Origin of the sequence: Burkholderia cepacia (genome assembly GCF_001718835.1) — a bacterium.
Lineage (GTDB): Bacteria > Pseudomonadota > Gammaproteobacteria > Burkholderiales > Burkholderiaceae > Burkholderia > Burkholderia cepacia_F.
Map to the genome: position 1 here is coordinate 735772 of NZ_CP013442.1, position 26993 is coordinate 762764.

General features: G+C 65.8%; 19 protein-coding genes and 1 pseudogene. 12 read left to right on the forward strand and 8 right to left on the reverse strand.

All coding sequences use genetic code 11. The annotated features are described in order from the left end of the window. Window positions 1-6: 6 nt before the first annotated feature. Entirely contained in the window at window positions 7-1851 is a 1845-nt protein-coding gene (locus tag WT26_RS02860; protein WP_069272142.1) for an ABC transporter ATP-binding protein, read from the reverse strand. A 166-nt stretch (window positions 1852-2017) separates the two neighbouring features. Further along, window positions 2018-3046 carry an alpha/beta hydrolase family protein gene (locus tag WT26_RS02865; protein ID WP_069272143.1) on the reverse strand — a complete coding sequence of 343 codons (1029 nt, stop codon included), beginning with the start codon at window positions 3044-3046 and terminating at the stop codon, window positions 2018-2020. 108 nt (window positions 3047-3154) lie between these two features. Between WT26_RS02865 and WT26_RS02870 the strand changes: the two genes are divergently transcribed. From WT26_RS02870 to WT26_RS02885, 4 genes are all read left to right on the forward strand, one after another. Next, window positions 3155-3751 (forward strand): TetR/AcrR family transcriptional regulator, encoded by a 597-nt coding sequence (locus tag WT26_RS02870; RefSeq protein WP_069272144.1) that lies wholly within the window; start codon window positions 3155-3157, stop codon window positions 3749-3751. A gap of 63 nt (window positions 3752-3814) precedes the next feature. Next, a complete protein-coding gene (locus WT26_RS02875; protein ID WP_059892839.1) occupies window positions 3815-4474 on the forward strand; it encodes an HAD family hydrolase in 660 nt (219 codons plus the stop codon). A 214-nt stretch (window positions 4475-4688) separates the two neighbouring features. Then, window positions 4689-4985 carry a hypothetical protein gene (locus WT26_RS02880; protein ID WP_230461534.1) on the forward strand — a complete coding sequence of 99 codons (297 nt, stop codon included), beginning with the start codon at window positions 4689-4691 and terminating at the stop codon, window positions 4983-4985. A gap of 160 nt (window positions 4986-5145) precedes the next feature. Next, on the forward strand, window positions 5146-5739 hold the full coding sequence (locus tag WT26_RS02885; RefSeq protein ID WP_059854047.1) for a TetR/AcrR family transcriptional regulator: 594 nt from the start codon (window positions 5146-5148) through the stop codon (window positions 5737-5739). 24 nt (window positions 5740-5763) lie between these two features. Here WT26_RS02885 and WT26_RS02890 read toward each other — a convergent pair whose 3' ends face one another. Next, entirely contained in the window at window positions 5764-6804 is a 1041-nt protein-coding gene (locus WT26_RS02890; protein ID WP_059858946.1) for an iron-containing redox enzyme family protein, read from the reverse strand. 1083 nt (window positions 6805-7887) lie between these two features. Between WT26_RS02890 and WT26_RS02900 the strand changes: the two genes are divergently transcribed. Beyond that, window positions 7888-9303, forward strand: coding sequence for a CoA transferase (locus WT26_RS02900; RefSeq protein ID WP_069272145.1), 1416 nt, complete (start codon window positions 7888-7890; stop codon window positions 9301-9303). A 47-nt stretch (window positions 9304-9350) separates the two neighbouring features. Next, the gene (locus WT26_RS02905; protein WP_059947737.1) at window positions 9351-10121 is read left to right on the forward strand and encodes an SDR family NAD(P)-dependent oxidoreductase; all 771 of its coding nucleotides are present in this window, start codon (window positions 9351-9353) and stop codon (window positions 10119-10121) included. A gap of 202 nt (window positions 10122-10323) precedes the next feature. Here WT26_RS02905 and WT26_RS02910 read toward each other — a convergent pair whose 3' ends face one another. Further along, window positions 10324-11706 carry a tetratricopeptide repeat protein gene (locus tag WT26_RS02910; RefSeq protein ID WP_060155265.1) on the reverse strand — a complete coding sequence of 461 codons (1383 nt, stop codon included), beginning with the start codon at window positions 11704-11706 and terminating at the stop codon, window positions 10324-10326. A gap of 382 nt (window positions 11707-12088) precedes the next feature. Further along, complete coding sequence (locus tag WT26_RS02920; RefSeq protein ID WP_069272146.1) at window positions 12089-12814, reverse strand: pirin family protein; 726 nt, start codon at window positions 12812-12814, stop codon at window positions 12089-12091. 128 nt (window positions 12815-12942) lie between these two features. On the opposite strand from WT26_RS02920, the gene WT26_RS02925 reads away from it, so the two are divergent. After that, a complete protein-coding gene (locus tag WT26_RS02925; protein ID WP_069272147.1) occupies window positions 12943-13833 on the forward strand; it encodes a LysR family transcriptional regulator in 891 nt (296 codons plus the stop codon). Between the two features lie 15 nt (window positions 13834-13848). On the opposite strand, the gene WT26_RS02930 is transcribed toward WT26_RS02925, so the two are convergent. Further along, window positions 13849-15906 (reverse strand): insecticidal delta-endotoxin Cry8Ea1 family protein, encoded by a 2058-nt coding sequence (locus tag WT26_RS02930; protein ID WP_080485602.1) that lies wholly within the window; start codon window positions 15904-15906, stop codon window positions 13849-13851. Window positions 15907-16627: 721 nt separating this feature from the next. Here WT26_RS02930 and WT26_RS02935 point away from each other — a divergent pair. The 5 genes and pseudogenes from WT26_RS02935 to WT26_RS02955 all read left to right on the forward strand — a co-directional run. After that, window positions 16628-17818: an efflux RND transporter periplasmic adaptor subunit gene (locus tag WT26_RS02935; protein ID WP_069272148.1), complete on the forward strand. Its 1191-nt coding sequence runs from the start codon at window positions 16628-16630 to the stop codon at window positions 17816-17818. Between the two features lie 15 nt (window positions 17819-17833). Further along, window positions 17834-21034 (forward strand): efflux RND transporter permease subunit, encoded by a 3201-nt coding sequence (locus tag WT26_RS02940; protein WP_069272149.1) that lies wholly within the window; start codon window positions 17834-17836, stop codon window positions 21032-21034. After that, complete coding sequence (locus tag WT26_RS02945; RefSeq protein ID WP_069272150.1) at window positions 21034-22569, forward strand: efflux transporter outer membrane subunit; 1536 nt, start codon at window positions 21034-21036, stop codon at window positions 22567-22569. The genes WT26_RS02940 and WT26_RS02945 overlap by 1 nt, the downstream gene beginning before the upstream one ends. A 222-nt stretch (window positions 22570-22791) precedes the next feature. Next, on the forward strand, window positions 22792-23736 hold the full coding sequence (gene panE, locus WT26_RS02950) for a 2-dehydropantoate 2-reductase (protein WP_069272151.1): 945 nt from the start codon (window positions 22792-22794) through the stop codon (window positions 23734-23736). Further along, window positions 23697-24152 (forward strand): annotated as a pseudogene (locus WT26_RS02955) (IclR family transcriptional regulator domain-containing protein); the annotation flags it as partial. The gene panE and the pseudogene WT26_RS02955, both read left to right, overlap by 40 nt. A 34-nt stretch (window positions 24153-24186) precedes the next feature. On the opposite strand, the gene WT26_RS02960 reads toward WT26_RS02955, so the two are convergent. Further along, entirely contained in the window at window positions 24187-25290 is a 1104-nt protein-coding gene (locus WT26_RS02960; RefSeq protein ID WP_069272152.1) for a porin, read from the reverse strand. Between the two features lie 57 nt (window positions 25291-25347). Further along, window positions 25348-26982 carry an HAL/PAL/TAL family ammonia-lyase gene (locus tag WT26_RS02965; RefSeq protein WP_069269667.1) on the reverse strand — a complete coding sequence of 545 codons (1635 nt, stop codon included), beginning with the start codon at window positions 26980-26982 and terminating at the stop codon, window positions 25348-25350. Window positions 26983-26993: the final 11 nt, after the last annotated feature.

Sequence of the window (26993 nt, forward strand, 5' to 3'; positions counted from 1 at the left end):
CGCCGGCTACTGCACCGCCTCCGCCGTTTCACCGAGGAACCCGCCGCTCTGGTGCGCCCACAGCGCCGCATAGATGCCGCCGGCCTGCAGCAGTTGCTGGTGCGTGCCTTCCTCGACGATGCGCCCTTCGTCGAGCACGATCAGCCGGTCCATCGCCGCGATGGTCGACAGCCGGTGCGCGATCGCGATCACCGTCTTGCCGCTCATCAGTTCGTCGAGGCTGCGCTGGATCGCGACTTCGACTTCGGAATCGAGCGCGCTGGTAGCCTCGTCGAGCACGAGGATCGGCGCGTCCTTGAGCATCACGCGCGCGATCGCGACGCGCTGCCGCTGGCCGCCCGACAGCTTCACGCCGCGTTCGCCGACCTCGACATCGTAGCCGCTGCGGCCGTGGCGGTCGCGCAGCCGGTCGATGAATTCGGACGCTTCCGCGCGCACGGCCGCGTCCCGCATGTCTTTTTCGCTCGCGTCCGGGCGGCCGTAGAGAATGTTCTCGCGCATCGTCCGATGAAGCAGCGACGTATCCTGCGTGACCATCCCGATCGCGCCGCGCAGGCTGTCCTGCGTGACGTGCGCGATGTCCTGCCCGTCGATCCGGATCGCGCCGCCGCCCACGTCGTAGAAGCGTAGCAGCAGGTTCACGAGCGTCGACTTGCCGGCACCCGAGCGGCCGATCAGGCCGATCCGCTCGCCCGGCCGGATCGTGAGCGTCAGGCCGTCGAACACCGGCTTGCCGTTGTCCTCGTGCGCGAACTGCACGTTGTCGAACACGATTTCGCCGCGCCGCACGACGAGCGGCCGCGCGTCCGGCCGGTCGACGACGGCGCGCACCTTCGTCAGCGTGTTGATACCGTCCTGGATCGTGCCGACGTTCTCGAACAGCTCGGTCATCTCCCACATGATCCAGTGCGAATAACTCGACAGGCGCAGCGCCATCGCGATCACGGCCGCGACGACGCCAGCACTCGCCTCGCCCTGCGCCCACAGATGGAGTGCGAGACCGGTCGAGCCGATCAGCAGCGCGGTGGTCATCACGTGATTGGTCACCTCGAACGCGCTGACGAGCCGCATCTGCGCGTCGCCGGTTGCCTTGAACGCTTCCATCGCGCGCCGCGCGTGGTCGGCCTCCCGCCGCGTGTGCGAGAACAGCTTCACGGTCGTGATGTTCGAATACGCGTCGGTGATGCGGCCCGTCATCAGCGCGCGCGCGTCGGCCTGCCGGCTGCCGACCGCACCGAGGCGCGGCACGAAATACGCGCACGCCGCGCCGTAGCCGATCGCCCAGACGACGAGCGGAATCATCAGTCGCCAGTCGAAGCTGGCGGCGAGCGCGAGGATGCCGATCAGGTAGGCGGTGACGCCGATCACGACGTCGACCGACATGAACAGCGCGTCGCGCACCGCCAACGCGGTCTGCATGATCTTGGTCGTGACGCGGCCCGCGAACTCGTTCGCATAGAACGACAGGCTCTGGTCGAGCATCAGCCGGTGAAACAGCCAGCGCAGCCGCATCGGAAAGTTGATCGCGAGCACCTGGTGCTTGACCATCGTATGCAGCGCGATCAGCAGCGCGCTGCCGAGCAGCACGCCGGCATACGCGAGCAGCGTGCCGAGATGCCGGTTGCGGAAATCGGCGGGCGTCGGGGACGACAGCCAGTCGACCACGTGCCCCATCATCGCGAACAGCGCGGCTTCGTACGCGGCCAGCGCGGCCGACGTCAGCGCGATCAGCAGGATCCAGCCGCGCGCGCCTTTCGTGCACGCCCAGACGAACGAGAAGAATCCCTTCGGCGGCGTGACCGGATCTTCGAGCGGGAAAGTCGGCAGGCGCCGTTCAAACCACGAAAACATCCAGTATCTCCTTGGCGCGGCGCCGGGGCGTATGCCGGAGCCGCGGATGGGGAAAAGCGCCGGCGCGCTTCGTGAGCGACGCCGTGCCGGAAGTGAGCAGGGTACTGCAGAAGGCGCCGGTCCGTTGCCCGGTTGTCGGCCGGCGCGCACGCGAGCCGCCGCGGGCTCATTGCGCGTTGATCCAGCCGGCGATCATGCCGAGCGCGCCCGGTTCGTACGCACGGCGCCCTAGACTCATGAACAGGAGCTTTTTCCACGACGGCCAGTCGGACTCGAGCTGGTAGTCGAACCAGCCGGCGCGCAGCAGCGCGTGTGTCGCGTCGGGCACTATCACCACGCGCCGGTCGGCGCGATTGCCGAACGCACGGCTGTACGCGTTCGCCTCGTCGACCGGATCGACATTGCGATCCTGCGCGCCCCACACGGCCAGCACGGGCCCGTGCATCGTCGCGAGCGCCTGCGACGCATCCTCCAGGTAGTTGCGTGCGATGAAGCCGAAGCGGCGCGGCTCGATGTCGGGGCGCGCGCGCGGGTCGGCACGCTCGCCCGGGCGGCCGAAGATCGCGTCGTTCGACTTCAGTTCGGCGGCGATCCGCGTGTCGATCCGGTCGGGCGCCGCGCCTTCGCGCTGCATGCGCTGCCGGGTCAGGTAGACGCCTTGCCGGCGCCAGCTGACGGCGCCGCCGACGATCACCGAGAACGCGGGCCGCACCGCATTCGCGACGCGCGGCACGACCCAGCCGCCTTGCGAGAAGCCGAGCAGGCCGATCTTGTGCGCGGGGCCGACGACGGCGCGCACGCGCGCCATCGCGGCGATCGTTTCGTTCGCACGATCCTGCATCGATTGCGCGAGCCAGTCGCCGCCGCTGCGGCCGGTGCCCTGCTTGTCCCATGCGAACACGCCGATGCCGGCGTCGAGCAGGCTGTTGACGAGCGGCAGGTACGTGTCTTCCGAGAAGCGGTCGCGCGGCCCGTCGCCATGGATCAGCAGCACGATCGGCGCGTCGGGCACGCAGGCCGGCAGGACCAGCGTGCCTGCCAGCTCGGCGCTGCCCGAACGGAACGTCAGCGTCGACGCGCGTGCGCTCTGGTTCAGTTCGAAGTCGGACAGGCCGCGCAGCGCGTAGGCGCCGAACGCGACGAGTGGCGCCAGCACCACGGCGACCACGACGCGGATGACGGTCGGTCGTTTCAATTGTTCGCCCTCGGATCGGCGGCTTGACGCGTGTCTGCCGTCGTTTGATAATAGATCGATTAATCAGTCTAATAAAGATTCGCGCCGACGTCCAGCAGAGAGGGCACCTTGAGAAAGATCGACCCTGAAAGAGTGGAAGCGAAGCGGCGCCAGATCCTGGATGCCGCGATCGACTGTTTTGCGCGCGACGGCTTTCACGGCACGTCGACGGCATCGATCTGCTCGGCCGCGGGCATGAGTCCCGGCAATCTGTTCCACTACTTCCCGACCAAGGCGTCGATCATCGAGGCGATTGCGCTGGAGGACCAGCGCATCGCGGTCGACATCTTCGCGAAATGGTTCGACACGGAAGACGCGGTTACCGCGATCGAGGAAATCGCGCTCGAGTTCATGCAGCTCGCGAGCGACCCCGTCCATGTGCGCATCACCGTCGAAATCAGCGTCGAGGCGACGCGCAATCCGGACGTCGCCGCGCTGTTCGCGGCGAACGAGTCGCTCGTGAAGGGCCGGCTGGCCGCGCTGGTCAAGCGCGGCATCGCCCAGGGGCGCATCGACCGGACCCTGAAGCCGGACCTGTCCGCCACCTGGTTGCTCGCGCTCACGGAAGGCGCGTTCATGCGCGTGGCGTCCGAGCCCGGCTTCAAGATGAAGGCGAATACGCAGATGCTCAGGCTGATCATCCGGCGGATGCTGCTGGCGCAATGAACCGCACAACTTCCACCCTCGCGCGTGCGGCGTGCGCACGCGCACATGATCCGGAGTTCACGCATGGATATCGACGCCGTCATCTTTGATTTCGACCTGACCTTGGCCGACTCGTCCGCAGGCATCATCGACTGCACGCAGCATGCGCTGCGCGAGCTCGGGCACGACGCCGCGGCGAGCGAGCAGATCCGTCCGGTGATCGGCCTGCCGTTGCAGGCGATGTTCCATGCGCTGACCGCGGACGACCGGCCGGAGCCGGCAGACGAGTTCGCACGCCGGTTCGTGGCGCGGGCGGACGAGGTCATGGTTGCGTCGACGAAGATCTACCCGGAGGTGCCCGGCCTGCTCGCACGGCTGCGCGAGCGCGGCGTGGCGACCGCGATCGTTTCGAGCAAGTTTCGCTACCGCATCGAAGCGATCCTCGATGTCGCGGACTTGCGTGCGTCGATCGACGTGATCGTCGGCGGCGAGGACGTGCAACGTCACAAGCCGGACCCGGAGGGGCTCGTGCTGGCATTGTCGCGGCTCGAGGTGCCGGCATCGTCGGCGCTTTATGTCGGCGACCATGCAGTCGACGCGCAAGCCGCGGAACGGGCCGGCACCCGCTTCGTCGGCGCGGTGAGCGGCACGACGTCGTTCGACGCATGGTCGAGCCTGGGCAAGGACGCGGTCCGGCGCGACCTTGGCGAGCTGGCCGACATCGTCCGCAGGCGGGCGTCCTGACTTGCGGCGGATCTGTCGGCGAATGTGCGTGCTGCACGATGACGGCGGGCCAGGTGTATGTTCGCCGGGCAATTGCGTCGCGTCTGCGCGGCTTGTATAAAAGAAGACACGCGTATCGCCGCCCGCCGTTTGCATCCGCAGCGGCGTTCGAGCGACGATCGACTATCGACAAGGAGATTCGCGCATGAACAGGATTCGCATTGTCTCGGCGGCAATGGCGGCATCGATCGGCCTTGCGCTGGCGGGCGCGCCGATCGCGTTTGCGCAGGATGCGGCGACGGAAGCCGCGCCGATGGCCAAGCCGACGCCCAAGGAACTCGGCAAGGCGCAGCGCAAGGCGGCGCGCAAGGCCGCTCGGGAAAAGCGCAACCAGGATCTGGGCGCCATCGAGAAAGACGGCTATCGGCTGACCGGCGACCGCTCCGGCTATCCGCAGAGCCCGCAAAACGGCGCAGGCAAGGCGGACGGCGCAAAGGCCACCAACGGCGCCGCGCCGTCGCCGGGGCAGTAACGGCCGTCGCGCTGCGCGGCTGGCGTGTCGCGCAGCGCATCGCCGTCGACGTCTCGCGCGAATTGCCGCAGCGTGGCGGCGGGCAGACCGATCCATTTATAATCGCGGCGATCCCGGGGCCGGACTCTCTTGCCGTCGGCCCAGCGGAAAGGTCACACCCATGAGCACCAAGCGACAGGACATCATCGATACGGCGACACGCCTATTTGCAGAACATGGCTACCACGCCGTCGGCACCGACCGGATCATCAAGGAGTCGGGTGTCGCGAAGATGACGCTGTTCCGCAATTTCCCGACCAAGAACGACCTCATTTCCGAAGTCCTGACGCAGCGGGCGCATCAGGCGCTGGCCTCCATGACGCAGGCGGTGAGCACCAAGGGAACGCCGATCGAGCGCTTGCAGGAACTGTTCGACTGGCACGGCCGCTGGTTCAGGGCGCGTGATTTCGCGGGGTGCATGTTCGTTGGTGCGTTGTCCGAATTTCATTCCGACTCGGGCGAGATCATCCGCATCTCGGTCGCACAGAAGGCGAACTTGCGCCTGTTCGTCCGGGGCCTGATGATCGACCTCGTCGAGCCGGCCGCCGCGGAGCGCGTGGCCCGGCAGATCGTGATGCTCCTCGACGGGGCGACCATCGCGGCGGTGGCCGGGGATCGCAATCACGCCGCGCAGGATGCGTGGGAAGTCGCGAAGAAGCTGATCGAGGAGCACGGCGGCGCCGCGTCGAAGCCGCGCGGCGCACGGCACGCCTGAGCGCGGCCGTGCGCCGGTGCTTCGTCAGGCAGCCTGGCCGTGCAGCATCGGCAGCGCCAGCAATCTGGCGTGCAGCGCGCTGTAGTAGGCGTCGCAGCTCGACAGCCGCCACGCGGCGCCGAACAGGATGTCGCCGGCGATCGCCGGCGACTGGTCGACGATCGGCGTGATCACGTTGGTCAGCCAGCCGTCGCCGTGAACGACGTCGATCGTGATGTGCTCGTCGTAGTAGCTCAATTCGCCTTCGCTGCCCAGCCCGACCCGTTTGCACCCGTTGACGAGTTTTTCATACTGCGCGGGGTCGAGCAGCTCGGTGATCGCCATCACACCCAGCAACTTGAAGTAATGGGCGCGATTGACGCAAGCCAGCATGAACTGATTGTGGCCCGCGAGCCCTTCCCATCCCAGCACGCTCGCGTGGTTGTCGTCGGCCGGCCCGACGCCGACGACGTTCAGCAGATGCTGGAACAGGTTCACGTGGCTTTGCGCCGCATCGCCGCGCCCCGCTTCGTCCCAAAGGTTCTGCGCCAGTTCGGTGCGCGCCTCGCTGCGCGCGCCGATCATTGCATAGAGGAGCAGGTCGAAGAAGCGCAGGTTGAGCGCGCTGTCACTCCGAAAGAACGCGACGATCTGCTCGCGCGACGCCTCTTTCTCGAGGAAGTCGAACAGAGGATGCGACACGACCGCGTGCTGCGACCACATCCGCTTGATCGCCTCGACGATCGAACGGCCGTCGGGCGCGGCAGGGGCGGCGACGGCCAGACGCCGGCCCTCGCTGTCGAGCCATGCGCGTTCGATATGGCGCCGCACCTGCGTGAGCGTCGGGTTGAACTGGTTGATCGCACGCGGTTCCGTTCCGTCGCACGTGTGCAGGTCGTAAAGCGCAAACAGCGCCCCGTGGACTTCCTCTAGCGCCTGCTCGTCGCGCTGCCCGAGCGCCTTGCCGAGTTCGGATCGAACCCGGGACAACAGGCGCTGGCTCCAGTCCGGATGGGCATCGACGCGCTCGTCAAGGTCCACGGTGTCGCAAAGCAGCGAAATCGCCTGATGAAGCGGAAGCGTCAACGCGGCGTCCAGCACATTTCCTCGACTTGCGTCTTCGCATGCCGGCCCGGCAGCGGTACGCGATACCACAATTTCCTCTTGCATGGTGTGATCGTCCTTGGATTTCTTTTTAATTACTGATTTTGCGGCTGATTTTATGATTGTAATTTATTTGATTGATTTTCGTAATTATCGATCTGATATGAAGCGGGCCGATCATACACGACGCGTCGTAATGAAATAAAAAAGGTGGCGAAGTATTGGGAGCTGCACATCATCAGTCATGCAGAAGGATGCGAGCGGAAACCCGTTTCCCCATCACACAAATCGGGCGCGCCGAATTCGGATCGACGCCTTGGTCGATCATCTCGCGCTGCTGGCGCCGGCTCGGCGGGATTCGACGCCGGCAGGGGGCGAGGCTGTCATTGCTGACTTGGGCGGTGCCCTGTTGTTGTGTTGCCTCGCCCCTGACGCTGCCCGGTCTTGCGTCTTCTCTCAGGTTCTCACTGGGCCTGCGATGTGGCTGCTCACGAAGCATTCGTTGCTTGCCTTCCCGGGCCGCCGGAAATACGGCCGAAAAGACGAGTAATCGGGGATGCGCGCGCAGACAGAATTTTGTGTATTTAAATGATACGGAGAAGTATCACGCAAATAATCGTCGAACCCGCGCGGCTTGTCAAGCAGCCGGGCGATCGGCAAGACGATGCGCGGGCATGCGTTCCGGGGCGGGGCGTTCGATGGCCGGTGGTCGATGCGCGGGGCGATAGTGATCCGGGTTCAGTGAGTGGATGGGGTCTACTCATGTCGAAAAGGCCTGCGCGTTGGCCGGTACGCAGTGGGGTGACGCAAGCCGATTCGATTGAATGTGAATTACGGATTCCGTTTGGTATTTGTGAGCAGATACCAAGCGGTCTCATCATTCGGTTGATCCAGGGGAAATGATGCGTCATGCAAAGTCACGGCGATTCGTTGACATACCGGTCCGCCACTGCTTGAAAACTGCTGTTGCGTAAAAAGATATCTTGATTCGCTGAATCAAGATTGACGCTCGAAGTTGCCGACGAATAGACTTTTTTACCCCATATATACGAATCAGGAAGAGTCATGTCTGAACATGCTTCGACATCGGCACTCGAACAGGCCGGCAGCGCGTGCACGGACGCATATCTACGTGACATCTGGCAGGCGCTGAACGGAGATGCCGATCGTCTGAACATCCTGAAGTTCACCGGCACGGGCGTGTTGCCGTCCGCCTTTCCCGTCACCGATTTCGCTTCGGCCGCGGTCGGTGCGGCGAGCGTCGCGCTTGCGGAACTCGTGCAGCAGGCACACGGCGCGTTGCCCGCCGTCGAAGTCGACCGGCGCTACGTGTCGCTGTGGTTCGGCACGTCGCTGCGTCCGCGTGGCTGGGAAATGCCGCCGCAGTGGGACGTGATCGCGGGCGACTACCGTGCGTCCGACGGCTGGATCCGGCTGCATACCAATGCACCGCACCATCGCGACGCCGTGCTCGCGGTGCTGCGCACGCCGCTCGACAAGGCGGCCGTCGCGCAGGCGGTCACGCGCTGGCGCAAAGAGGAACTCGAGGTCGCGGTGATCGAACAGGGCGGCTGCGCGGCCGCGATGCACACGCAGGACGAATGGGCCCGGCATCCGCAGGGGCTCGCGGTGCGGGCCGAGCCCTTGCTGATTCACGACACGGTGAGTGTCGAAGGGCAGCGGCCGCTGTGGAGCGTGCCGGCCGCGCGGCCGCTGCGCGGCGTTCGCGTGCTCGACCTGACGCGCATTCTCGCCGGCCCCGTGGCGACACGTTTTCTCGCGGGCTTCGGCGCAGACGTGCTGCGCATCGATCCGATCGACTGGGACGAACCGAACACGGTTCACGAAGTCGTGCTCGGCAAGCGCTCCGCGCGCGTCGACCTGAAATCGGGAGACGGGCGCGCGGTGCTGCGGCGCCTGATCCGCGACGCCGACGTGATGGTTCACGGCTACCGGCCCGATGCGCTCGATCGCCTCGGCTTCGATGCCGACGAGCGGCGGCGGATCAATCCGGGGCTCGTCGACGTGTCGCTCGACGCCTATGGCTGGAGCGGGCCGTGGCGTGGGCGCAGGGGCTTCGACAGCCTGGTGCAGACGAGCACGGGCCTCGTCGAGACGGCGATGCGCGTGAAGGGCGCGGATCGTCCCGTTCCGCTTCCCGTGCAGGCGCTTGATCACGGCACCGGTTATTTCCTCGCCGCCGCGGCGCTACGCGGGTTGACGCGCCGACTGGCGACCAACGTGGGCACGCGAACGCGCGGATCGCTGGCGAGAACGTCGCTGCTGCTGTCGTCGGGCGGCCTGCAGGCGCCGGAGCGCGCGCTGCTCGCCCCCGAGGAGCCGGGTGACCTGGATGCATGGATCGAGGAGACGAGCTGGGGCAGTGCGCAACGCGTGCGGGCACCGGCGCGGGTCGACGGCGCGCCGATGCGCTGGGCGCACCCGGCGCGCGCGCTGGGTTTTTCCACCGCGACGTGGTAACCGCATCAATCGATACGGATCGCTTACTTTCAACACGGAGCATGAACATGAGTCAGGTAGTCGTAGTCAGCGGCGGCGGTACCGGCATCGGTTTCGCGACCGCACGCCATTTCGCGCAACGCGGCGCGCAGGTGGCGATCGTCGGGCGTCGCGCCGACGTGCTCGCGCACGCAGCCGAACAGATCGACAATGCATTTCCGGATGCGCCGGGCGTGGCGCCGCTGGTCGCGGATCTGGCGGTGCCGGAGCAGGTGGAAGCGATCGTGCGCACGCTGACCGCGCGATTCCCGACTGTCGACGCGATCGTCAACGCGGCAGGCGGGCACGTGCTGCGGCAATCTCCGCCCGACGCCTATGCGGACGGCCTCGCGGGCGTCGCGCGCCGCTGGACCGACAACTTCCGCAAGAACACGTTGTCGGCGGTGCTGCTGACGGAAGCGTTGCTGCCGCATCTGCGCCAACCGGGTGGGCGCATCGTGTTCCTGAGTTCGATCGCCGCGTTTCGCGGCTCGGGCGTCGGCTGCTACGGCGCATCGAAGGCCGCGCTGCATCCGTATACCGCCGATCTCGCGAAGGCGCTGGGGCCCAAAGGCGTGACCGTGAACACGGTGGCGCCCGGCTTCGTCGCGGACACGGAGTTCTTCGGCGCGGCGCTGTCCGATGCGCAGCGCAAGGACAAGGCGGCGGAATCGCTGAACGGCCGCGCGGGCACGCCGGACGATATCGCGAACACGATCGGCTGGCTTGCGTCGCCCGACGCGCTGCACGTCACGGGTCAGGTGATCCAGGTTAACGGCGGCGCGGAACGCAGCCGCTGATCGGTAATCGAGCGCGCTTTCTCGAGCGACATCCCTTTCCCGCAGACTGCACATGGACCGCACCAATGGCGCGAACGCCGCGGAGCCGGCCATTGCGCCGGGGCGCCGATCGATCTGCCGCCGAGCTGTTCGTCCCCGAGATTCCGGGGAACGCGGGGCAGAGCGTCGGCGGTTGGCCAGCAAGAGACGGTCGCAAAAGTAGTCAAAGAGTGGCTTCCTGGCGGAGATCACGCATTGAATCCGCGAATCCGAAACGGCGAACGATCTCCCGGCCAGCGACATGCTGACTTGCATATAAACCGGAGGCACGGAACTTAGGGTCCAGGAGAGCGAGTTGCTTTTCGTGCGGAGTCAGGGCGGCAAGGTCGATAGGGTCGCGCCTCTCCGCCTCTGCATACTTTTGTGCCGCGTGAGGAAAATCGCCTTTGCCTTCCAGCGCTCGACCCCATTCGGCATACAAGGGTGCGAAGTCAGGGCGAAGATCGGCCGCAAGGGAAAGTATGGTGATCGCCTCCTCGAATTGTCCGTTCTTGACGAGGGCTTCACCCCAGTCATGCAGTATCTGCGGATCCTGCGGGCGCATCTCGCTTGCGCGCCTGAATGCCTTGAGCGCTTCGTCGTACCGCTGCGCGTGCAACAGGACATCGCCGAGCAGACGCTGATTATCCGCGGTGCTCGATTTCTCGCGGGCGCCGGCGCGGAGTTCCCTGAGCGCGTCGTCGATTCGCTTCTCCTGCTCGAGCGCAATGCCGAGGTTCGCTCGCAGAATGGCTGAATGCGGGTACCGCAGGAGCGCGTCGCGTGTTTGCAGTTCCGCTTCCTCGGACCGGTTTTGCCTGAGCAGCAGCCATCCTTTCCCGGCGAGCGCCCATTGGCGTTGCGGCGAGCCTGGCAGTGCGAGAAGGCTGTTATAGATTTTCTCGGCCTCGTGATAGGAGCACTTCTTCAGAGAACATTTGCCGTCGTTCTCTACCTTGACGAGATGGCTCGCGAGCGTATTCGGGTCGGCGAGCCGCATGACCTCGATGGCGATTTTGCGCACGGACTGGTTGAAGTCATTGCCGGTGAACCGAACGTCAGCGGGCGCAGTGTTGAATGGACCGTTTTCGATCCGGACGTGTGCGTCGTACAAATCCTCGCCTTCGCTCCGCCTCGTGATGCCGATATGGACCACCACGTCCTGTTTGTCTGAGAACGCGATCGTTTTCAGCAGCCCGACGATTGACGAATAGGACATTTCCTGGCCCGGAAGCTTGAAGTCGGGGCCGTTGTAGGACAGCGGAGGATCGTGCGGCACCCACCCGCTGTCGTTACTGATTTTGCTCATTTCCGCCATGATGCGTTCCGCCAGAAACTCCGGGGTGTAGCCGCGGTCGACCAGCGACTTCGGCGTGTCAACCGGAGGCACCTGCAAATGTTGCGTGGCAGCGCCGGAAACGACGAGCTCGCAAAATGGAATGGCCAGAATGGCGATCGCCCATGTGAGCACATACGGCCACAGGTCCCTTGGCGCGCGAAAGAAGGTTTTAAGCATTTGCAATACGCGCGAGAGGCCCCTTTGCCCCTCATCCGAAATACTCGACATGATGCATCTCCACTCAATCGCAGTCGGCGAAATCCAACTGACGCTCGACGTGCTTGCATCGAATGTGCCAACGGGCTCAATGCCCTTTCGGCAATCCGCGTCGGCTTTTGTTCGGAATGTGGAGCGCGACGAGTGTGTTCCGCAAACCAACTTTTGCAGGGCGATGTCGGGTCCTTACAGACATATGGCGGAGATATCGCACGCCCGGAAACCAGGGATGGCGTTGATTGCTGCCAGCATGCGGCGCTTGCTATGGGCGACTTTCTTTCGGCCGGTAACGGACGGCCACGCGTTCATATAAGAACCAAACAAAAGGCCCCGCATCGCTGCGGGGCCTTCGCCGGAATCCTGCCTCCGGCGCATCACGACATCCATCACGCCATCACACCCATTCGGCCGTTACTTCGACCGGACGCAGGTCGAACACCAGCACTTCGGCATCCTTCCCGTCGGCGAACGTCAGCGTCTGTTCGTCGCGGATGCGCACGCCGTCGCCTTCGCCGAGCGTCACGCCGTTGACCGACACGCTGCCGCGTGCCACGTGCACGTACGCAAACCGCTCAGGCGGCAGCGCGAGCGTCGCGCGTTCCGCGCCGTCGAACAAGCCCGCGTAAATCCGCGTGTCCTGCCGGATCCTCAGCGAACCGGCGTCGCCGTTCGGCGATACGACGAGGGCGAGCTTGCCGCGCTTGTCTTCGGCCGGCAGGTTCGTCTGCTGATAGCGCGGCTCGGCACCCTTGTCGGCCGGCCCCACCCAGATCTGCAGGAAGTGGACCGGCAGTTCCGGCGAGTGGTTGAACTCGCTGTGGCGCACGCCCGTGCCCGCGCTCATCAGCTGCACGTCGCCCGGCACGATCACCGAGCCGGTGCCCATCGAGTCCTTGTGTTCCAGCGCGCCGTCGAGCACGTACGACAGGATCTCCATGTCGCGGTGCGGGTGCGTGCCGAAGCCGCGGCCCGGCGCGACACGGTCGTCGTTGATCACCAGCAGGTCGGAGAAGCCGACTTGCTTCGGATCGTAGTAATTCGCGAACGAAAACGAATGACGGGAGCTGAGCCAGCCATGCTCCGCACGGCCACGTTGGTTTGCTGCACGGATCTCAATCATTTTGCTTGTCCTCAAAGTCGCCGAACCGCGGAAGTGGGATCGGCCGTTCGTTGAGAGGAATCTTAGGTCAATCGATTTGACAAATAAATCGCATGGGAGATAATCACTGTCACATTCAGGTGGACAATATGGAACTGGGCGATCTCCGGATTTTTGTGGCGACGGTCGATGCCGGCAGCTTCACGGCGGCGGCCGATCAACTGATGCTGTCCAAGCAGTTCGTCAGCCGGCGCACGATGGCGCTGGAGGCGTCGCTCGGCGTGCGGCTGTTGCACCGGAACACGCGCAACCTCGCGGTGACCGAATCGGGGCAGGAGTTCTATGCGCGCGCGCAGCGGATCCTCGCGGAGATCGCCGACGCCGAGCAGGCGATGTCGGTGCGCAGCACCGAGTTGCACGGGTCGCTGAAAATCAGCGCGCCGCTGTCGTTCGGGATCACGCACGTATCGCCGCTGATCGCCGAATTCCTGTCCGCGCATCCGGCCGTGCGGCTGAACCTCGACCTGACCGACCGGCGCGTCGACCTGATCGGCGAGGGCTTCGATCTCGTGCTGCGGATCGGCTCGCTCGAGGATTCGACGTTGATCGCCCGCCCGCTCGGGCAGTCGCGGATGATCGCGTGCTGCAGCCCGGCCTACCTGCGCCGTCGCGGCGCGCCGGCGACGCCGGCGGACCTGGGCGAGCACGTGTGCCTGCTGTACGGACGCGAGCGGCGCATCGGCTGGGAATTCCGCGTCGACGGCGCGGCGCGCACGTTCGACGTGCAGGGGCCGCTCGTCGCGAACAACGGCGAAGTGGTGCGCGATGCGGCGATCGCGGGGCTCGGCATCGCGCTGCTGCCGCACTTCATCGTCGGCGCGGCGCTCGACAGCGGCGCGCTCGTGCCGGTGCTCGACACTTACGCGCCGCCTGCGCTGCAGCTGAACGCGATCTTTCCGCAGCATCGGGAGGGATTCGTCACGCTGCGCACGTTCATCGGGTTTCTCGCGGAACGGCTGGGGCCGCGCGCGTCGGGCTAGCCCGACGCGCGTTGGTCACGTGCGCGCCGGCACGACCAGCAGGCTCGCGAATCGAAAGGCGTTGTCGCCGAGATCCGCGTTGCGTGCGAGGCGCACGTAGTTCACGCCGGGCGCAAACGGAAAGACGTCGCCGGTTTCGTAGTAAGCGAACGCGCGGCCGTCTTCGCCCAGCAGCACGGGCTCGCCGTCGCGCGCGGCGAGCGTCGTCGAGCCGAGCACCTGCGTTTTGTCTTGTGCGAGCAGCGTCAGCGTGACGAACGCGTCCGAGGTCGTTTTGACGTCTGCGAGCAATGGAATGAAGCGGCATGCGATGGGTGCGGCGGTCCGGTTCGTCACGACGAACGTGAGGCTGTTGCCGATGAGGATCGATTTGCCGATCATCACGTCCGGGTAGGCTGTCGGCGCACCGGGTGCCGATGAATCCGCGCTGCTGAAGCCGCAGGTCAGGTCGAGTTCGAGGCCGACATCGGCGCTGCGCAATTCCGCAAGCTGCGCGGCAGACGTATAGTGGCGCAACGCCATGCCGCCGTACGGAATCCCGTAGCCGGAATCTTCTCGGCAGGTCTTGCCGGAATACGTGCCCGGTTCGGTCAGGAACGCCGAGACGAAATAGCCTGGCTCGAGCTTCGCCGCATTACCGGGCGAGTACGACTGGACGTAGTCCGGATTGTCGATCAGATCGAGCACATTGCCGTATCCGTCGAGCGCGGCCGTATAGCGCGCGCCTGTGCCGTCCTGCACCTGCAGCGTGCGCAGCGTCATGCTTTCGCCAATCTGGACGATTGAGCCGCGGTTGGCCGCCTTCCATATGCAGTCGCGGCCGTCCGTCAACTCTCCCTTCGATTGATTCGCGGCGAACGAGCGCTGAATCGTGCGCAAGAAGCCCGACACGCCATCGAAGCCGCCTGTGCAGCCTTGCGTGTCGATGTGCGTCGTGCGCCCGGTGCCGTCGACGAAGGTCTGATTCATTCGGACGACGAGCGCATCGCCGCCGTAGCCGCAGTGACAAATTGCAAGCAGGTCGGTCAGGTACGACGTGCGTGACGGGAGCGTCGCGTCGGCTGTTTTTCGTACGACTTCGTTCGTGTAGATCTCCATCGAGTTGCGAAAGTCGATCTTCGTCTCGTGAAGCGTCGTGAAATAGGTTTTCGCCGACGCGAGAAATTTCGCATGACCGAGCGTATAGAAATTGCGAACGTAATCGTTCTTCTTCGCCGGATCGGACAACGTGTCCAGATGCTTCGCGAGCACCGCCTGCATGTCGTTCTGATACTGGAAGATCTTCGCGTGCATTTCGCGCAGCAGCGCGGTGATCGTGTCGGGTGCGAGCGCGAGCTCGCGGCGCATCGACAGGTAAGCGCTGTACATCGACAGTTGCGCGCTCGCCGCGAGCGCGTGCATCGTCAGCCCCTGATGCTCGGAGCCCTTGATCAGGAACATCGGAATCTGCGCGGTGCAGATGCTCGCGAACGCTTCGAACTTCGCCGTGATGTTGTCGATCATCGATGTGGAATAGGGCGGCGTCGCGCTTCGCATGAATGCGGTAAGGTCCTGCAGCACGCGATCGATGCCCGTCAGAACCTGTCGCATGATCTCGACGTTGTTTTTCGAAATCTCTTCCGTCGCGATGCGCCGGATCATCGCGTCTTCGTCCGGCGCGTGCTCGAACAGCGTGTTGAGCCGGCTGAACAGCAGGTTCAGCACTTCGCCGACGAGCGGGCCGGCGACCGGAATGAACGATGCGAGCGCCTTGACCGTGACTTCGCCGAATGCGATGAGCCCCGGCAGCGTATCCGCCGACAGCGCCGCACTGACGATATTCACGATCGTGGTCGGCTGGTACTGCTCGATTTGCGCGATGAGCTCGCCGAGCTTCATCCTGAAACCGGGGATCAGCAGATCGTTTTCGTCGAACGTGTGAGGCGGCGAAATGCCGTTCGCGAATTCGGCTGCCGCGGCGCGCGGTCCCGCCACGGGTGCGCCGGCGTCGTCGCCGCAGGCGGCAAGGAGCGGCAGCACGGCGCTGCAGGCGCCATACATCAGGAAGGCTCGTCGGTCGATTCGGCGTGTCATCGCGTCTCCGTGGAAAGTGACGGTGCAACGTGCGGCCGGCGCGGGTGTCGATGCGTCGGCCGGGCGACGTGCGGATACCCGGCGTGCCGGGCAACGGGAACGGATGCGGGGAGCGGCAGTTCGGGCGCTGCCTGTGTGATGGATGAGGACGTCTCGTGTTGCGTCCTTTCGACGAGTGGCAACTGTAGCACCGTCGTTTCGGGAACGTCAATTTTCGCTGCGTTGCGGGATTCGTCGACTTTTCTGATTCCGGGAAGCAGCGGGACTGAGCGATTTCAGATGAATTGTTCGTTTTGGCTGAATTCTGTTCTCAGCGTTTTCCCATTTATCGATCGGCCCGCTTCGGTCAGAATGCTGCGGTGCAACCTGACGAAGCAGAAGCGATCACGCGAAGGCCCGGTGCCCGGGCAACGACACGCGACGGCTGATTCATACGCCGATATCGAAACGCGTCGACTCCGACGGACGAATGCTCGTGAGTCAAGCAACTGAACCGACGCTGAATATTACATCAGGATTACTAAAAACATAAGTGACGTTATCGGACTTTCCCGATTCCGCGAAGGAATTGGCTGAGTCGCGCGAGCAATACGCTCCGGAAAGGGATGTGCCAGAGGGAAATTCGCATGCAGGGTTCCGGACGGAACCGGCAGGCATAGGCGTTGTTGAAGAAAAGCCAGAACCGATTGGTTGTTATTCATTGTTAGTGAGAGGTCGCTCCATGCGCGTCGAACGGGTTCCATACCGCTTAATCACTGCTGCAACGGCCGCCGTTTTCCTGGCCGCGTGCGGGAAAAAAGAATCGGCACCGCCGCCGCAAACGCCGGAAGTCGGCGTCGTCACCGTCCAGCCGCAAGCCGTACCGGTCTTCACCGACCTGCCGGGCCGCACCAGCGCGTTCCTCGTCGCGCAGGTCCGCGCGCGGGTCGACGGCATCGTGCTGCGCCGCGAATTCACCGAAGGCACCGACGTCAAGGCGGGCCAGCGCCTCTACAAGATCGACCCGGCGCCGTACCTCGCGCAACTGAACAGCGCGAAGGCGTCGCTCGCGAAGGCGCAGGCGAACCTGGTCACGCAGAACGCGCTGGTCGCACGCTACAAGGTGCTGGTGGCCGCGAACGCGGTCAGCAAGCAGGACTACGACAACGCGGTGGCCACGCAAGGCCAGGCCGCGGCGGACGTCGCGGCCGGCAAGGCGGCGGTGGACACCGCGCAGATCAACCTCGGCTATACCGATGTGGTTTCGCCGATCACCGGCCGCGTCGGCATCTCGCAGGTGACGCCGGGCGCGTACGTGCAGGCGAGCCAGGCGACGCTGATGTCGACGGTGCAGCAGCTCGATCCGGTGTACGTGGACCTGACGCAGTCGAGCCTCGAAGGGCTGAAGCTGCGCCAGGACGTGCAGAGCGGCCGCCTGAAGACGTCCGGCCCGGGCGCGGCGAAGGTGTCGCTGATTCTGGAAGACGGCAAGACCTATTCGGAGGCGGGCAAGCTGCAGTTCTCGGACGTGACGGTCGACCAGACCACGGGCTCGGTGACGATCCGCGCGGTCTTCCCGAACCCGGGCAAGGTGCTGCTGCCGGGCATGTTCGTGCGCGCACGGATCGAGGAAGGCGTGAACGAGAACGCGTTCCTGGTGCCGCAGATCGGCGTCACGCACGACCAGAAGGGCCAGGCGATCGCGATGGTGGTGGGGGCGGACAACAAGGTCGAGCCGCGTCCGCTGAAGACGACGGGCATGCAGGGCCCGAACTGGGTCGTCGAAGGGGGGCTGCAGGCGGGCGATCACGTGATCGTGCAGGGCGTCGACAAGGTGCGCCCGGGTGCGACCGTGAAGACGGTCGCGGCGCAGCTCGCGCAGGCGCAGGGCGCCGCCGCCGCGAGCGCGGCGGCGGCGCCGAGCGCGCATTAACAAGGAGTCCGTTTCATGGCCAAGTTCTTTATCGATCGCCCGATCTTCGCGTGGGTGATCGCGATCGTGCTGATGCTGGCCGGCATCGCATCGATCTTCAAGATGCCGATCGCGCAGTATCCGACGATCGCCCCGCCGACGATCCAGATCCAGGCGAACTATCCGGGTGCTTCCGCGAAGACGGTGGAAGACACGGTGACGCAGGTGATCGAGCAGCAGATGAGCGGTCTCGACAACTTCCTGTATATGTCGTCGACGAGCGACGACTCGGGCAACGCGACGATCACGCTGACCTTCGCGCCGGGCACGAATCCGGACGTCGCACAGGTGCAGGTGCAGAACAAGCTGTCGCTCGCAACGCCGAACCTGCCGCAGGTCGTGCAGCAACTCGGCATGCAGGTCACGAAGTCGAGCAGCAACTGGCTGATGTGGTTCGCGTTCAACTCCGAGGACGGCAGCATGTCGAAGGAGGACCTGACCAACTACGTGGCGTCGCACGTGCTCGATCCGCTCAGCCGCGTGAACGGCGTCGGCCAGACGCTGCTGCTCGGTTCGCAATATGCGATGCGCGTGTGGCTCGATGCGACGAAGCTGATGAACTACGGCCTCACGCCGTCCGACGTCACGGCCGCGATCCTCGCGCAGAACGTGCAGATCGCAGGCGGCCAGATCGGCGGCACGCCGGCGAAGCCGGGCACCATGCTGCAGGCGACGATCACCGAATCGACGCTGCTGCGCACGCCCGAGCAGTTCGGCAACATCCTGCTGAAGGTCAACCAGGACGGTTCGCAGGTGCGCGTCAAGGATGTCGCCAAGGTGTCCCTGGGGACGGAAAACTACACGTTCGACACGAAGTACATGGGGCAGCCGACCGCCGGCCTCGGCATCCAGCTCGCGACCGGCGCGAACGCGCTCGCGACCGTGAACGCGATCCAGGCGAAGGTGGCGGAGCTGTCGCGATACTTCCCGCATGGGCTCGTCGTCCACTATCCGTACGACACGACGCCGTTCGTGCGCCTGTCGATCGAGGAAGTGGTCAAGACGCTGCTCGAAGGCATCGTGCTCGTGTTCCTCGTGATGTACCTGTTCCTGCAGAACCTGCGGGCAACGATCATCCCGACGATCGCGGTGCCGGTCGTGCTGCTCGGCACGTTCGCGATCATGGGCCTGGCCGGCTTCTCGATCAACACGCTGTCGATGTTCGGCCTCGTGCTCGCGATCGGCCTGCTGGTCGACGATGCGATCGTGGTGGTGGAGAACGTCGAGCGCGTGATGGCGGAGGAGGGGTTGTCACCGAAGGAGGCGACCCGCAAGGCGATGGGCCAGATCACCGGCGCACTCGTCGGCGTGGCGCTGGTGCTGTCGGCGGTGTTCGTGCCGGTGGCGTTCTCGGGCGGCTCGGTCGGCGCAATCTATCGCCAGTTCTCGCTGACGATCGTGTCGGCGATGGTGCTGTCGGTGCTCGTCGCGTTGATCCTGACGCCGGCACTGTGCGCGACGATCCTCAAGCCGATCCCGAAGGGCCACCACGAAGAGAAGAAGGGTTTCTTCGGCTGGTTCAACCGTACCTTCGACAAGAGCCGCGACCAGTACCACGTCGGCGTGCACCACGTGATCCGGCGTTCGGGGCGCTGGCTCGTGATCTACCTGGCCGTGTTCATCGCGGTCGGCGTGATGTTCGTGCGCCTGCCGAAGTCGTTCCTGCCGGATGAAGACCAGGGCTACATGTTCATGATCGTGCAGACGCCGTCGGGCTCCACGCAGGAAACGACCGGCAAGACGCTCGACAACATCAACGACTACCTGACGACCCAGGAAAAGGACGTGGTCGACTCGGTGTTCACGGTCAACGGCTTCAGCTTCGCGGGCCGCGGCCAGAATGCGGGCCTCGTGTTCGTGAAGCTGAAGGACTTCTCGGAGCGCCAGCGTTCGGACCAGAAGGTGCAGGCGTTGCTGCGAAGGACCGCCGCGCATTATGCGAAGTACAAGGATGCGATGGTGATTCCGTTCAACCCGCCGTCGATCCGGGAACTCGGCAACGCGTCCGGCTTCGACTTCCAGCTGACCGACAACGGCGGTCTCGGCCACGATGCGCTGATGGCCGCGCGCGGCCAGTTGCTCGGGATGGCCGCGAAGGATCCCGCGCTGGCGCTCGTGCGCCCGAACGGCCTGAACGATACGCCGCAATACAAGGTGGACATCGATCGCGAGAAGGCGGATGCGCTCGGCGTGACGGCGGATGCGATCGACCAGACGTTCTCGATCGCTTGGGCATCGAAGTACGTGAACAACTTCCTGGATACCGACGGCCGGATCAAGAAGGTGTACGTGCAGTCGGACGCGCCGTTCCGGACGACGCCGGAAGACCTGAACGTCTGGTACGTGCGCAACGGGTCGGGCGGGATGGTGCCGTTCAGCGCGTTCTCGACCGGCCACTGGAGCTACGGGTCGCCGAAGCTGGAACGCTATAACGGCGTATCGTCGATCGAGATCCAGGGGCAGGCAGCGGAGGGCAAGTCGACCGGCCAGGCGATGGCCGCGATGGAAGCGCTCGCGAAGAAGCTGCCGGAAGGTATCGGCTATTCGTGGACGGGCCTGTCGTTCCAGGAAATCCAGTCCGGCTCGCAGGCGCCGATCCTGTACGCGATCTCGATCCTCGTCGTGTTCCTGTGTCTGGCGGCACTGTATGAAAGCTGGTCGATCCCGTTCTCGGTGATCATGGTGGTGCCGCTGGGCGTGGTCGGCGCGCTGCTCGCGACGATGCTGCGCGGCCTCGAGAACGACGTGTTCTTCCAGGTCGGCCTGCTGACTACCGTGGGCCTGTCCGCGAAGAACGCGATCCTGATCGTCGAGTTCGCGCGCGAACTGCAGCAGACGGAGAAGATGGGGCCGATCGAGGCCGCGCTGGAAGCGGCGCGCCTGCGGCTGCGCCCGATCCTGATGACGTCGCTCGCGTTCATGCTTGGCGTGCTGCCGCTCGCGATCAGCAACGGCGCGGGTTCGGCGAGCCAGCATGCGATCGGCACGGGCGTGATCGGCGGGATGATCACGGCGACGTTCCTCGCGATTTTCATGATCCCGATGTTCTTCGTGAAGGTACGCCAGATCTTCAGCGGCGAGCAGGAGGATGCCGATGTCGCGCTGCGTCTCGCGCAGGATCACATGCACAAGACGGAGAAGGGCGACCACGGCGACGACGAGAAGAAGGGACAGTGATGATGCAAAAACACGCTTTGACTGCAAGTGCAGTCGCACTCGCCGCCGCGCTCTTCGCCACGGGCTGCACGATGGCGCCGCATTACACGCGGCCGGATGCACCCGTTTCGCAGGCGTACCCGGCCGGCGGCGTCTACGCGACGCAGCCGGGTGCGGCCGGCGCGCGCAGCGCGAACGGCCAGGCGGCGACCGCCATCGGCTGGCGCGAATTCTTCGTCGATCCGCGCCTGCAGCGGCTGATCGAGATCGCGCTGAAAAACAACCGCGACCTGCGCGTGTCGGTGCTGAACATCGAGGCGGCGCGCGCGCAGTACCAGATCACGCGCGCGGAGCTGTTCCCGACGCTCGACGCGGTCGGCACCGGCGATCGCCAGCGGCTGCCGAACGCGCTCACGGCGGTTCCGGGGCGCAACATCACGACGACCTACAACGTCGGGCTGTCCGCGTCGTGGGAGCTCGATCTGTTCGGCCGCGTGCAGAGCCTGAAGGACCAGGCGCTCGCGAAATACCTCGCGACCGCGCAGGCCCGCAAGGCGTCGGAGATCGCGCTGGTCGCGCAGGTTGCCGACCAGTACCTGACGCTGTTGTCGACCGACGACCTGCTGAAGGTCACGGAGAACACGCTGAAGTCCGCTCAGGCGCAATACGACCTGACGAAGCTGCAGTTCGACAACGGCACCGGCTCGGAGCTCGACCTGCGCCAGGCGCAGACGATCGTCGAGACCGCGCTCGCGAATCAGCAGGCGCAGGCGCGCGCCCGCGCGCAGGCGGTGAACGCGCTGGTGCTGCTGATCGGCCAGCCGCTGCCGGACGACCTGCCGCCGGGCCTGCCGCTCGATGCGCAAAACTTCCTGACCGACATCCCGGCCGGGTTGCCGTCGGATCTGCTGACGCGTCGTCCGGACGTGATGCAGGCCGAGCAGGCGCTGCTGGCCGCGAATGCGAACATCGGCGCGGCACGCGCGGCGTTCTTCCCGCGCATCTCGCTGACGGGCGCGTTCGGCACCGGCAGCCCGACGCTGGGCGGCCTGTTCAAGGCCGGCACGGCGGCGTGGTCGTTCGCGCCGCAGATCACGATGCCGATCTTCGAGGGCGGCGCGAACCTCGCCAATCTCGATCTCGCGAACGTGCAAAAGCGCATAGAGATCGCGAACTACGAGAAGGCGATCCAGTCGGCGTTCCGCGAGGTGTCGGACGGCCTCGCCGCACGCGGCACGTACGACCAGCAGATCGCCGCGCTGCAGCGCAACGAGCACGCGCAGCAGCGTCGCTTCGACCTGTCGGACCTGCGCTACAAGAACGGCGTCGACAGCTACCTGTCGGTGCTGACCGCGCAGACCGACCTGTATGCGGCGCAGCAGTCGCTGATCAACGCGCGGCTGGCACGGTGGACGAACCTCGTCGACCTGTACCGCTCGCTGGGCGGCGGCTGGATCCAGCGGGCCGGCGAGACGCCGCGTCCGGCCGACCAGCCGGTCGATTACGGCAAGGTGGGCGCACCGGTTGCATCGGCCGCGTCAGCGCGGGCGAACTGACCGCTGCGAGCAGAAAGATGGTTCGCAAGACCAAGGATCGAGGCGGTCTCCATGCGCCGCGGCACGCGTGCGCGCGCCGTGAATCGGGCGGCACGACTCCGATAGCCCGACGTCCGCCGGCGAGCCGGCACGCCGGCGCAATTTGCGCTACCTTTTCGTTCACATGCATCGCGATATCGGCATTCGCCGATGCGATGACGACACGGAGAGATTGAGGCGACTATGAGAATCCTGATACTTGGAGCAGGGGCGACGGGCGGCTATTTCGGCGGTCGCCTCGCGGCGGCCGGGCGCGACGTGACGTTTCTGGTGCGCGATTCCCGCGCGCGGACGCTCGACCGCGACGGCCTGGTCATCCGCAGCCCGCGTGGCGATCTGACGCTTTCCGACGTGAATACCGTCAGCGCGAGCGACCCGGCCCAGCCGTTCGACCTGATTTTCCTGAGTTGCAAGGCGTACAGCCTCGACGATGCGATCGCCGCCATCGCGCCGTTCGTCGGTCCGGCCACGATGATTCTTCCGGTGCTCAACGGGATGCGTCACCTCGACGTGCTGCAGGCGAAGTTCGGGCCGTCGCGCGTGCTCGGCGGGCTGTGCGTGATCGCGGCGACGCTCGATCGCGAGCAGCGCATCGTGCACCTCAACGACACGCACAGCGTGTCGTTCGGCGAGCTGGGCGGTGGCGTGTCCGCCCGCACGCAGGCGGTGGCCGAGGTGCTCGGCGGCGCGGGTTTCGACGTCACGCTGAGCGACGCGATCATCGCGCGCATGTGGGAGAAGTGGGTGTTTCTGGCCACGCTCGCGGCGGGCACGTCGCTGTTTCGCGGCTCGGTGGGCGACATTCTGGCCGCGCCGGACGGCAGGCGCCTGCTCGAAACCCTGCTGGACGAATGCGTGGCGATTGCCCGGCACAACGGCTACGCGCCGAGCGGCGAATTCGACGCCCGCGCGCAGAAGACGCTGTTCACGCCGTCCAGCCTGACCGCGTCGATGCTGCGCGACGTCGAAAACCATGCGCGCGTCGAGGCCGATCACGTGATCGGCGATCTGCTCGCGCGCGGTGGCGACGCGCCGGCGGCGAACGCCGGAATCTCGCTGCTGCGTGTCGCGTACAACCATCTGAAGACTTACGAAGCGCGCTTGGCGCGCGAGGCGGGCACGGCGTAGGGCTGCCGCCATCAGCGCACTGTCTCCCGATCCTCGCGTTCCTGCCGGAAGCCGAACGCGAGGAAGTGATCCGCTTCAACGTGCCGCGCATTCGCGGCTACGGCGTGCTCGACGAGGTGTACCTGCGTACCGAGATCGAACGCGTGCGGCAGCTCGGCTACGCGGGCCGCAACAGCGGCGTGCTCGACGGGATGGCTGGTGTCGCGGTGCCGATCCTCGATCGCACCGGCTATCCGGTCGGCGCGTTGAGCGTCGGCACGCTCGCATCGCGCCTCGGTGACGACCGGATGCCGATGGTCGTCGAACTGCTGCGGCGCCAGGCCGATGCGATCGGGCCACGTACCAATCCGTTCGACGCCGCGTTGCGGCGGCCAATGCACGGGTTGGCGGGGGCGGTGGGGCAGGCGGTCGTGTGATGGGATTTCCGCTGATCGAGATGCCGATTCCCGATCAGAACAGGTGGCGGATGCCGGCTCGCCCGACCGCCTGCTTCTGGTTGCCCGACGGATTGAAGCCGGCGATCTGCGCGACCGGCGCATCGCCCGCCGCCTTCTGGAACGCGCCCATCACGTAGACGCTCGTGCGCTTCGACAGCGCATATTCGGCGCTCAGGTTGAACTGGCTGTACTTCGGCACGGCGCCCGTCGCGTGATCGCGCCCGGTCGTATACGTGTAGCCGGCCGCGAGCGTGACCGCCGGCGTCGGCGTGACGATCGTCGACAGCTCGTAGTTCTGGAACGTCGCGTCGTGCCCGGCGCTGCCCTGCTGGAAGTTCGTGTTCGTGAAGTCGGCCAGCACCTTCAGCCACTGCACGACCTGGTACGACGCGCCGACGCCGAACACCTTCTGCGCGCGCGCGGCACCCAGGTAGTTGCCGTAGATCGCATTCGTGAAGCCCGGATAGTTCTGGTAGCCCTGCGTCGATACGCCGGGATCGTTGATGCGCAGATAGCCGACGCCGAACCCGACCGGCCCCCACGCGTAGTTCGCGCCGACGCTGAAGGTCGCGTTGTCCGAGAACCGGCCCGGCTGGCCGCCGAACGCGTACAGGCCGCCGAACGTGAGGCCCGCGATCGTCGGGCTGCGGTACTTGACCGCGTTCGAGATCGGAAACCCGTTGTCGGTGTTGTCCATGTCGTTCGGATGCGCGAAGTAGTAGCCGCCGACGTTGCCGTTCAGCGTGAACGGCTCGACGAAGTCGACGACCGAATCCCATTGCCGGCCGAGCGTCAGCGTGCCGAGCCGCGCGTCGCTCAGGCCGACGTAAGCGTTGCGCGAGAACGCGAGGCCGCTGCCGAGCCGCCCCGAGTTCAGGTCGAAGCCGCTTTCGAGGCGGAACAGCGTGCTGAGCCCGCCGCCGAGATCCTCGGTCCCGCGAATGCCCCAGCGGCTGCCGGCGGTCACGCCCGACGCCATCTGCACGAGATGCTTGCCCTGCACGTTGCTGACGTAGTCGACGCCGTCCTCGACGACGCCGTACAGCGTGACGCTGCCTTGCGCATGGGCGGCCGCGGACAGCCCGCACAGCGACGCGATGGAGATGAGTTTTTTCATGGTGGGGTTCGTGTTCCGACAGGTATGGGGTGAAGGGCAATGAGAGGCGAAGGTTGCTTAATCGCGATAGGCACGCAGCAGCGCATCGGCGGCGCGGAAGTCCGCAGTGAGCGGGCGATCGCGCTGCAGGAACGCGACGCGGGCGCGCAGCGTGCGATAGAGCGGCACGGTGGCAGGCGCGAGCTCGAAATCCGGCTGCTTGCGCTGGCGCAGGTCGATCGCCTGCGCGGCCTGCACCAGTTCGAGGCCGAGCAGCGCATAGCTCGCGTCGATCTGCCGCTGCACGCGTTGCACGACTTCAGGCGCGTTCGTCGCGATATCCTCGATGCCGCCGGCGACGGGCAGGTAGTCGAGCGACACCGGCGTCGCGAGCGACTTGACCGTCATCGCGAGCGCGGTCGGTGGCTTCTCCATCGCGCCGAACGCGTGAACGGTTTCGTCGGTGCCGAGGAAGCGACTCAGGCCGGTGAGGTGCGGATCGTTCAGCTTGACGATGCGCTGGGCGCACGCGAGCGCGTTGTGGCCGAGCGCGAGCCCCAGCTGCTCGAAGGCGAGCACCCACGGCAGCGGCTCGAAGTTGGCGCTCGGCAGCACGGCGCCGCCGCCGTCGACGTAGCCGGCCGCATCCTGCGCGCGCCCGGATTTCGGCGTGACGCCGACCGCCACGCCGGGATTGTCGTCGCTCGAATTGAGCTGGATTCGCAGCAGCTCGCGGGCTGCGTCGCTGGTCCGGTCCTCCTCGCCGAGCAGATAGACGCCGGAGCGGAAGCTGAGCGGGTCCTGCAGCGGCCGGTCCGCATCGCGGTTCCACAGGCTGCTGCCCGCGAGCAGCGTGCGCAGCGCCGCGCCCGTGCGCATGGTGGACGGGAACGGCCGCAGCGCGAGCGTGTCCTCGCGCAACGGCGAGACGTTGCCGTTGAGCCCCTGGACGCTCAGCGCGAACACGAGCTTCGACACGCGCGCGAGGTGCGCCATGTCGTTGAGCGCCAGCGCGGCCATGCCGGCCGAATAGGCGTTCGAGCTGAGAATCGCGAGCGCGTCCTTGCCGTACGGGCGGATCGTCGCGATGCCGGCCGCCTTCAGCGCGTCGGCGGCGGGGCGCTTGCGCCCCTGGTAGTACACGTCGCCCTCGCCGAGCATCGCAAGTCCGACGTGGCTCAGGATCGTGATGTCCGCCTCGCCGATCGAGCCGTCCGCCGGCATCGCCGGCGTGATGCCCCGATTGAGGAACTGCGCGTACGCGTTGACGATCGCGGGCTGCACGCCGGCACCGCCGTCGAGCATCGCATTGAGGCGGGCCGCCATCGCGGCGCGCGCGACGCGCACGCTCATGTCGGGCCCGACGCTGCCCGAGTGTGCGCGGATCAATCCGACGTTGAATTGCGTCGACGCGTCAATGACCTCGCTCGTCAGCTTGCCGTGCGCATCGACCATCTTGCGATCCTTGTTCAGGCCGACGCCGACCGTCAGGCCATAGATCTGCTGGCCGGCCGCTGCGGCCTTCAGCAGCACGTCGTGCGCGGCGGCGACCCGCTCGCGTGCGGCGGGCGCGATCGCGACGGCTTCGCCGTCGGCGATGCGTGCGATCGATTCGGGGGTGGCGGAGCGGCCGTCGAGCGTGACGTCGGCGAAGGCCGGAAGGGCGGCGAGCAGCGCGAGCGCGGCCGCGCTTCGCGTGATGAAGCGGTGCATGGGGTGGTCTC

Bases quoted from the DNA above. Each gene is read 5' to 3' on its own strand.
- WT26_RS02965 (WP_069269667.1), bottom strand. From the start codon at position 26,982: ATGCACCGCTTCATCACGCGAAGCGCGGCCGCGCTCGCGCTGCTCGCC.
- WT26_RS02905 (WP_059947737.1), top strand. From the start codon at position 9,351: ATGAGTCAGGTAGTCGTAGTCAGCGGCGGCGGTACCGGCATCGGTTTC.
- WT26_RS02940 (WP_069272149.1), top strand. From the start codon at position 17,834: ATGGCCAAGTTCTTTATCGATCGCCCGATCTTCGCGTGGGTGATCGCG.
- WT26_RS02860 (WP_069272142.1), bottom strand. From the start codon at position 1,851: ATGTTTTCGTGGTTTGAACGGCGCCTGCCGACTTTCCCGCTCGAAGAT.
- WT26_RS02885 (WP_059854047.1), top strand. From the start codon at position 5,146: ATGAGCACCAAGCGACAGGACATCATCGATACGGCGACACGCCTATTT.
- panE (WP_069272151.1), top strand. From the start codon at position 22,792: ATGAGAATCCTGATACTTGGAGCAGGGGCGACGGGCGGCTATTTCGGC.
- WT26_RS02875 (WP_059892839.1), top strand. From the start codon at position 3,815: ATGGATATCGACGCCGTCATCTTTGATTTCGACCTGACCTTGGCCGAC.
- WT26_RS02910 (WP_060155265.1), bottom strand. From the start codon at position 11,706: ATGTCGAGTATTTCGGATGAGGGGCAAAGGGGCCTCTCGCGCGTATTG.
- WT26_RS02930 (WP_080485602.1), bottom strand. From the start codon at position 15,906: ATGACACGCCGAATCGACCGACGAGCCTTCCTGATGTATGGCGCCTGC.
- WT26_RS02935 (WP_069272148.1), top strand. From the start codon at position 16,628: ATGCGCGTCGAACGGGTTCCATACCGCTTAATCACTGCTGCAACGGCC.
- WT26_RS02920 (WP_069272146.1), bottom strand. From the start codon at position 12,814: ATGATTGAGATCCGTGCAGCAAACCAACGTGGCCGTGCGGAGCATGGC.
- WT26_RS02945 (WP_069272150.1), top strand. From the start codon at position 21,034: ATGATGCAAAAACACGCTTTGACTGCAAGTGCAGTCGCACTCGCCGCC.
- WT26_RS02900 (WP_069272145.1), top strand. From the start codon at position 7,888: ATGTCTGAACATGCTTCGACATCGGCACTCGAACAGGCCGGCAGCGCG.
- WT26_RS02960 (WP_069272152.1), bottom strand. From the start codon at position 25,290: ATGAAAAAACTCATCTCCATCGCGTCGCTGTGCGGGCTGTCCGCGGCC.
- WT26_RS02925 (WP_069272147.1), top strand. From the start codon at position 12,943: ATGGAACTGGGCGATCTCCGGATTTTTGTGGCGACGGTCGATGCCGGC.
- WT26_RS02880 (WP_230461534.1), top strand. From the start codon at position 4,689: ATGGCGGCATCGATCGGCCTTGCGCTGGCGGGCGCGCCGATCGCGTTT.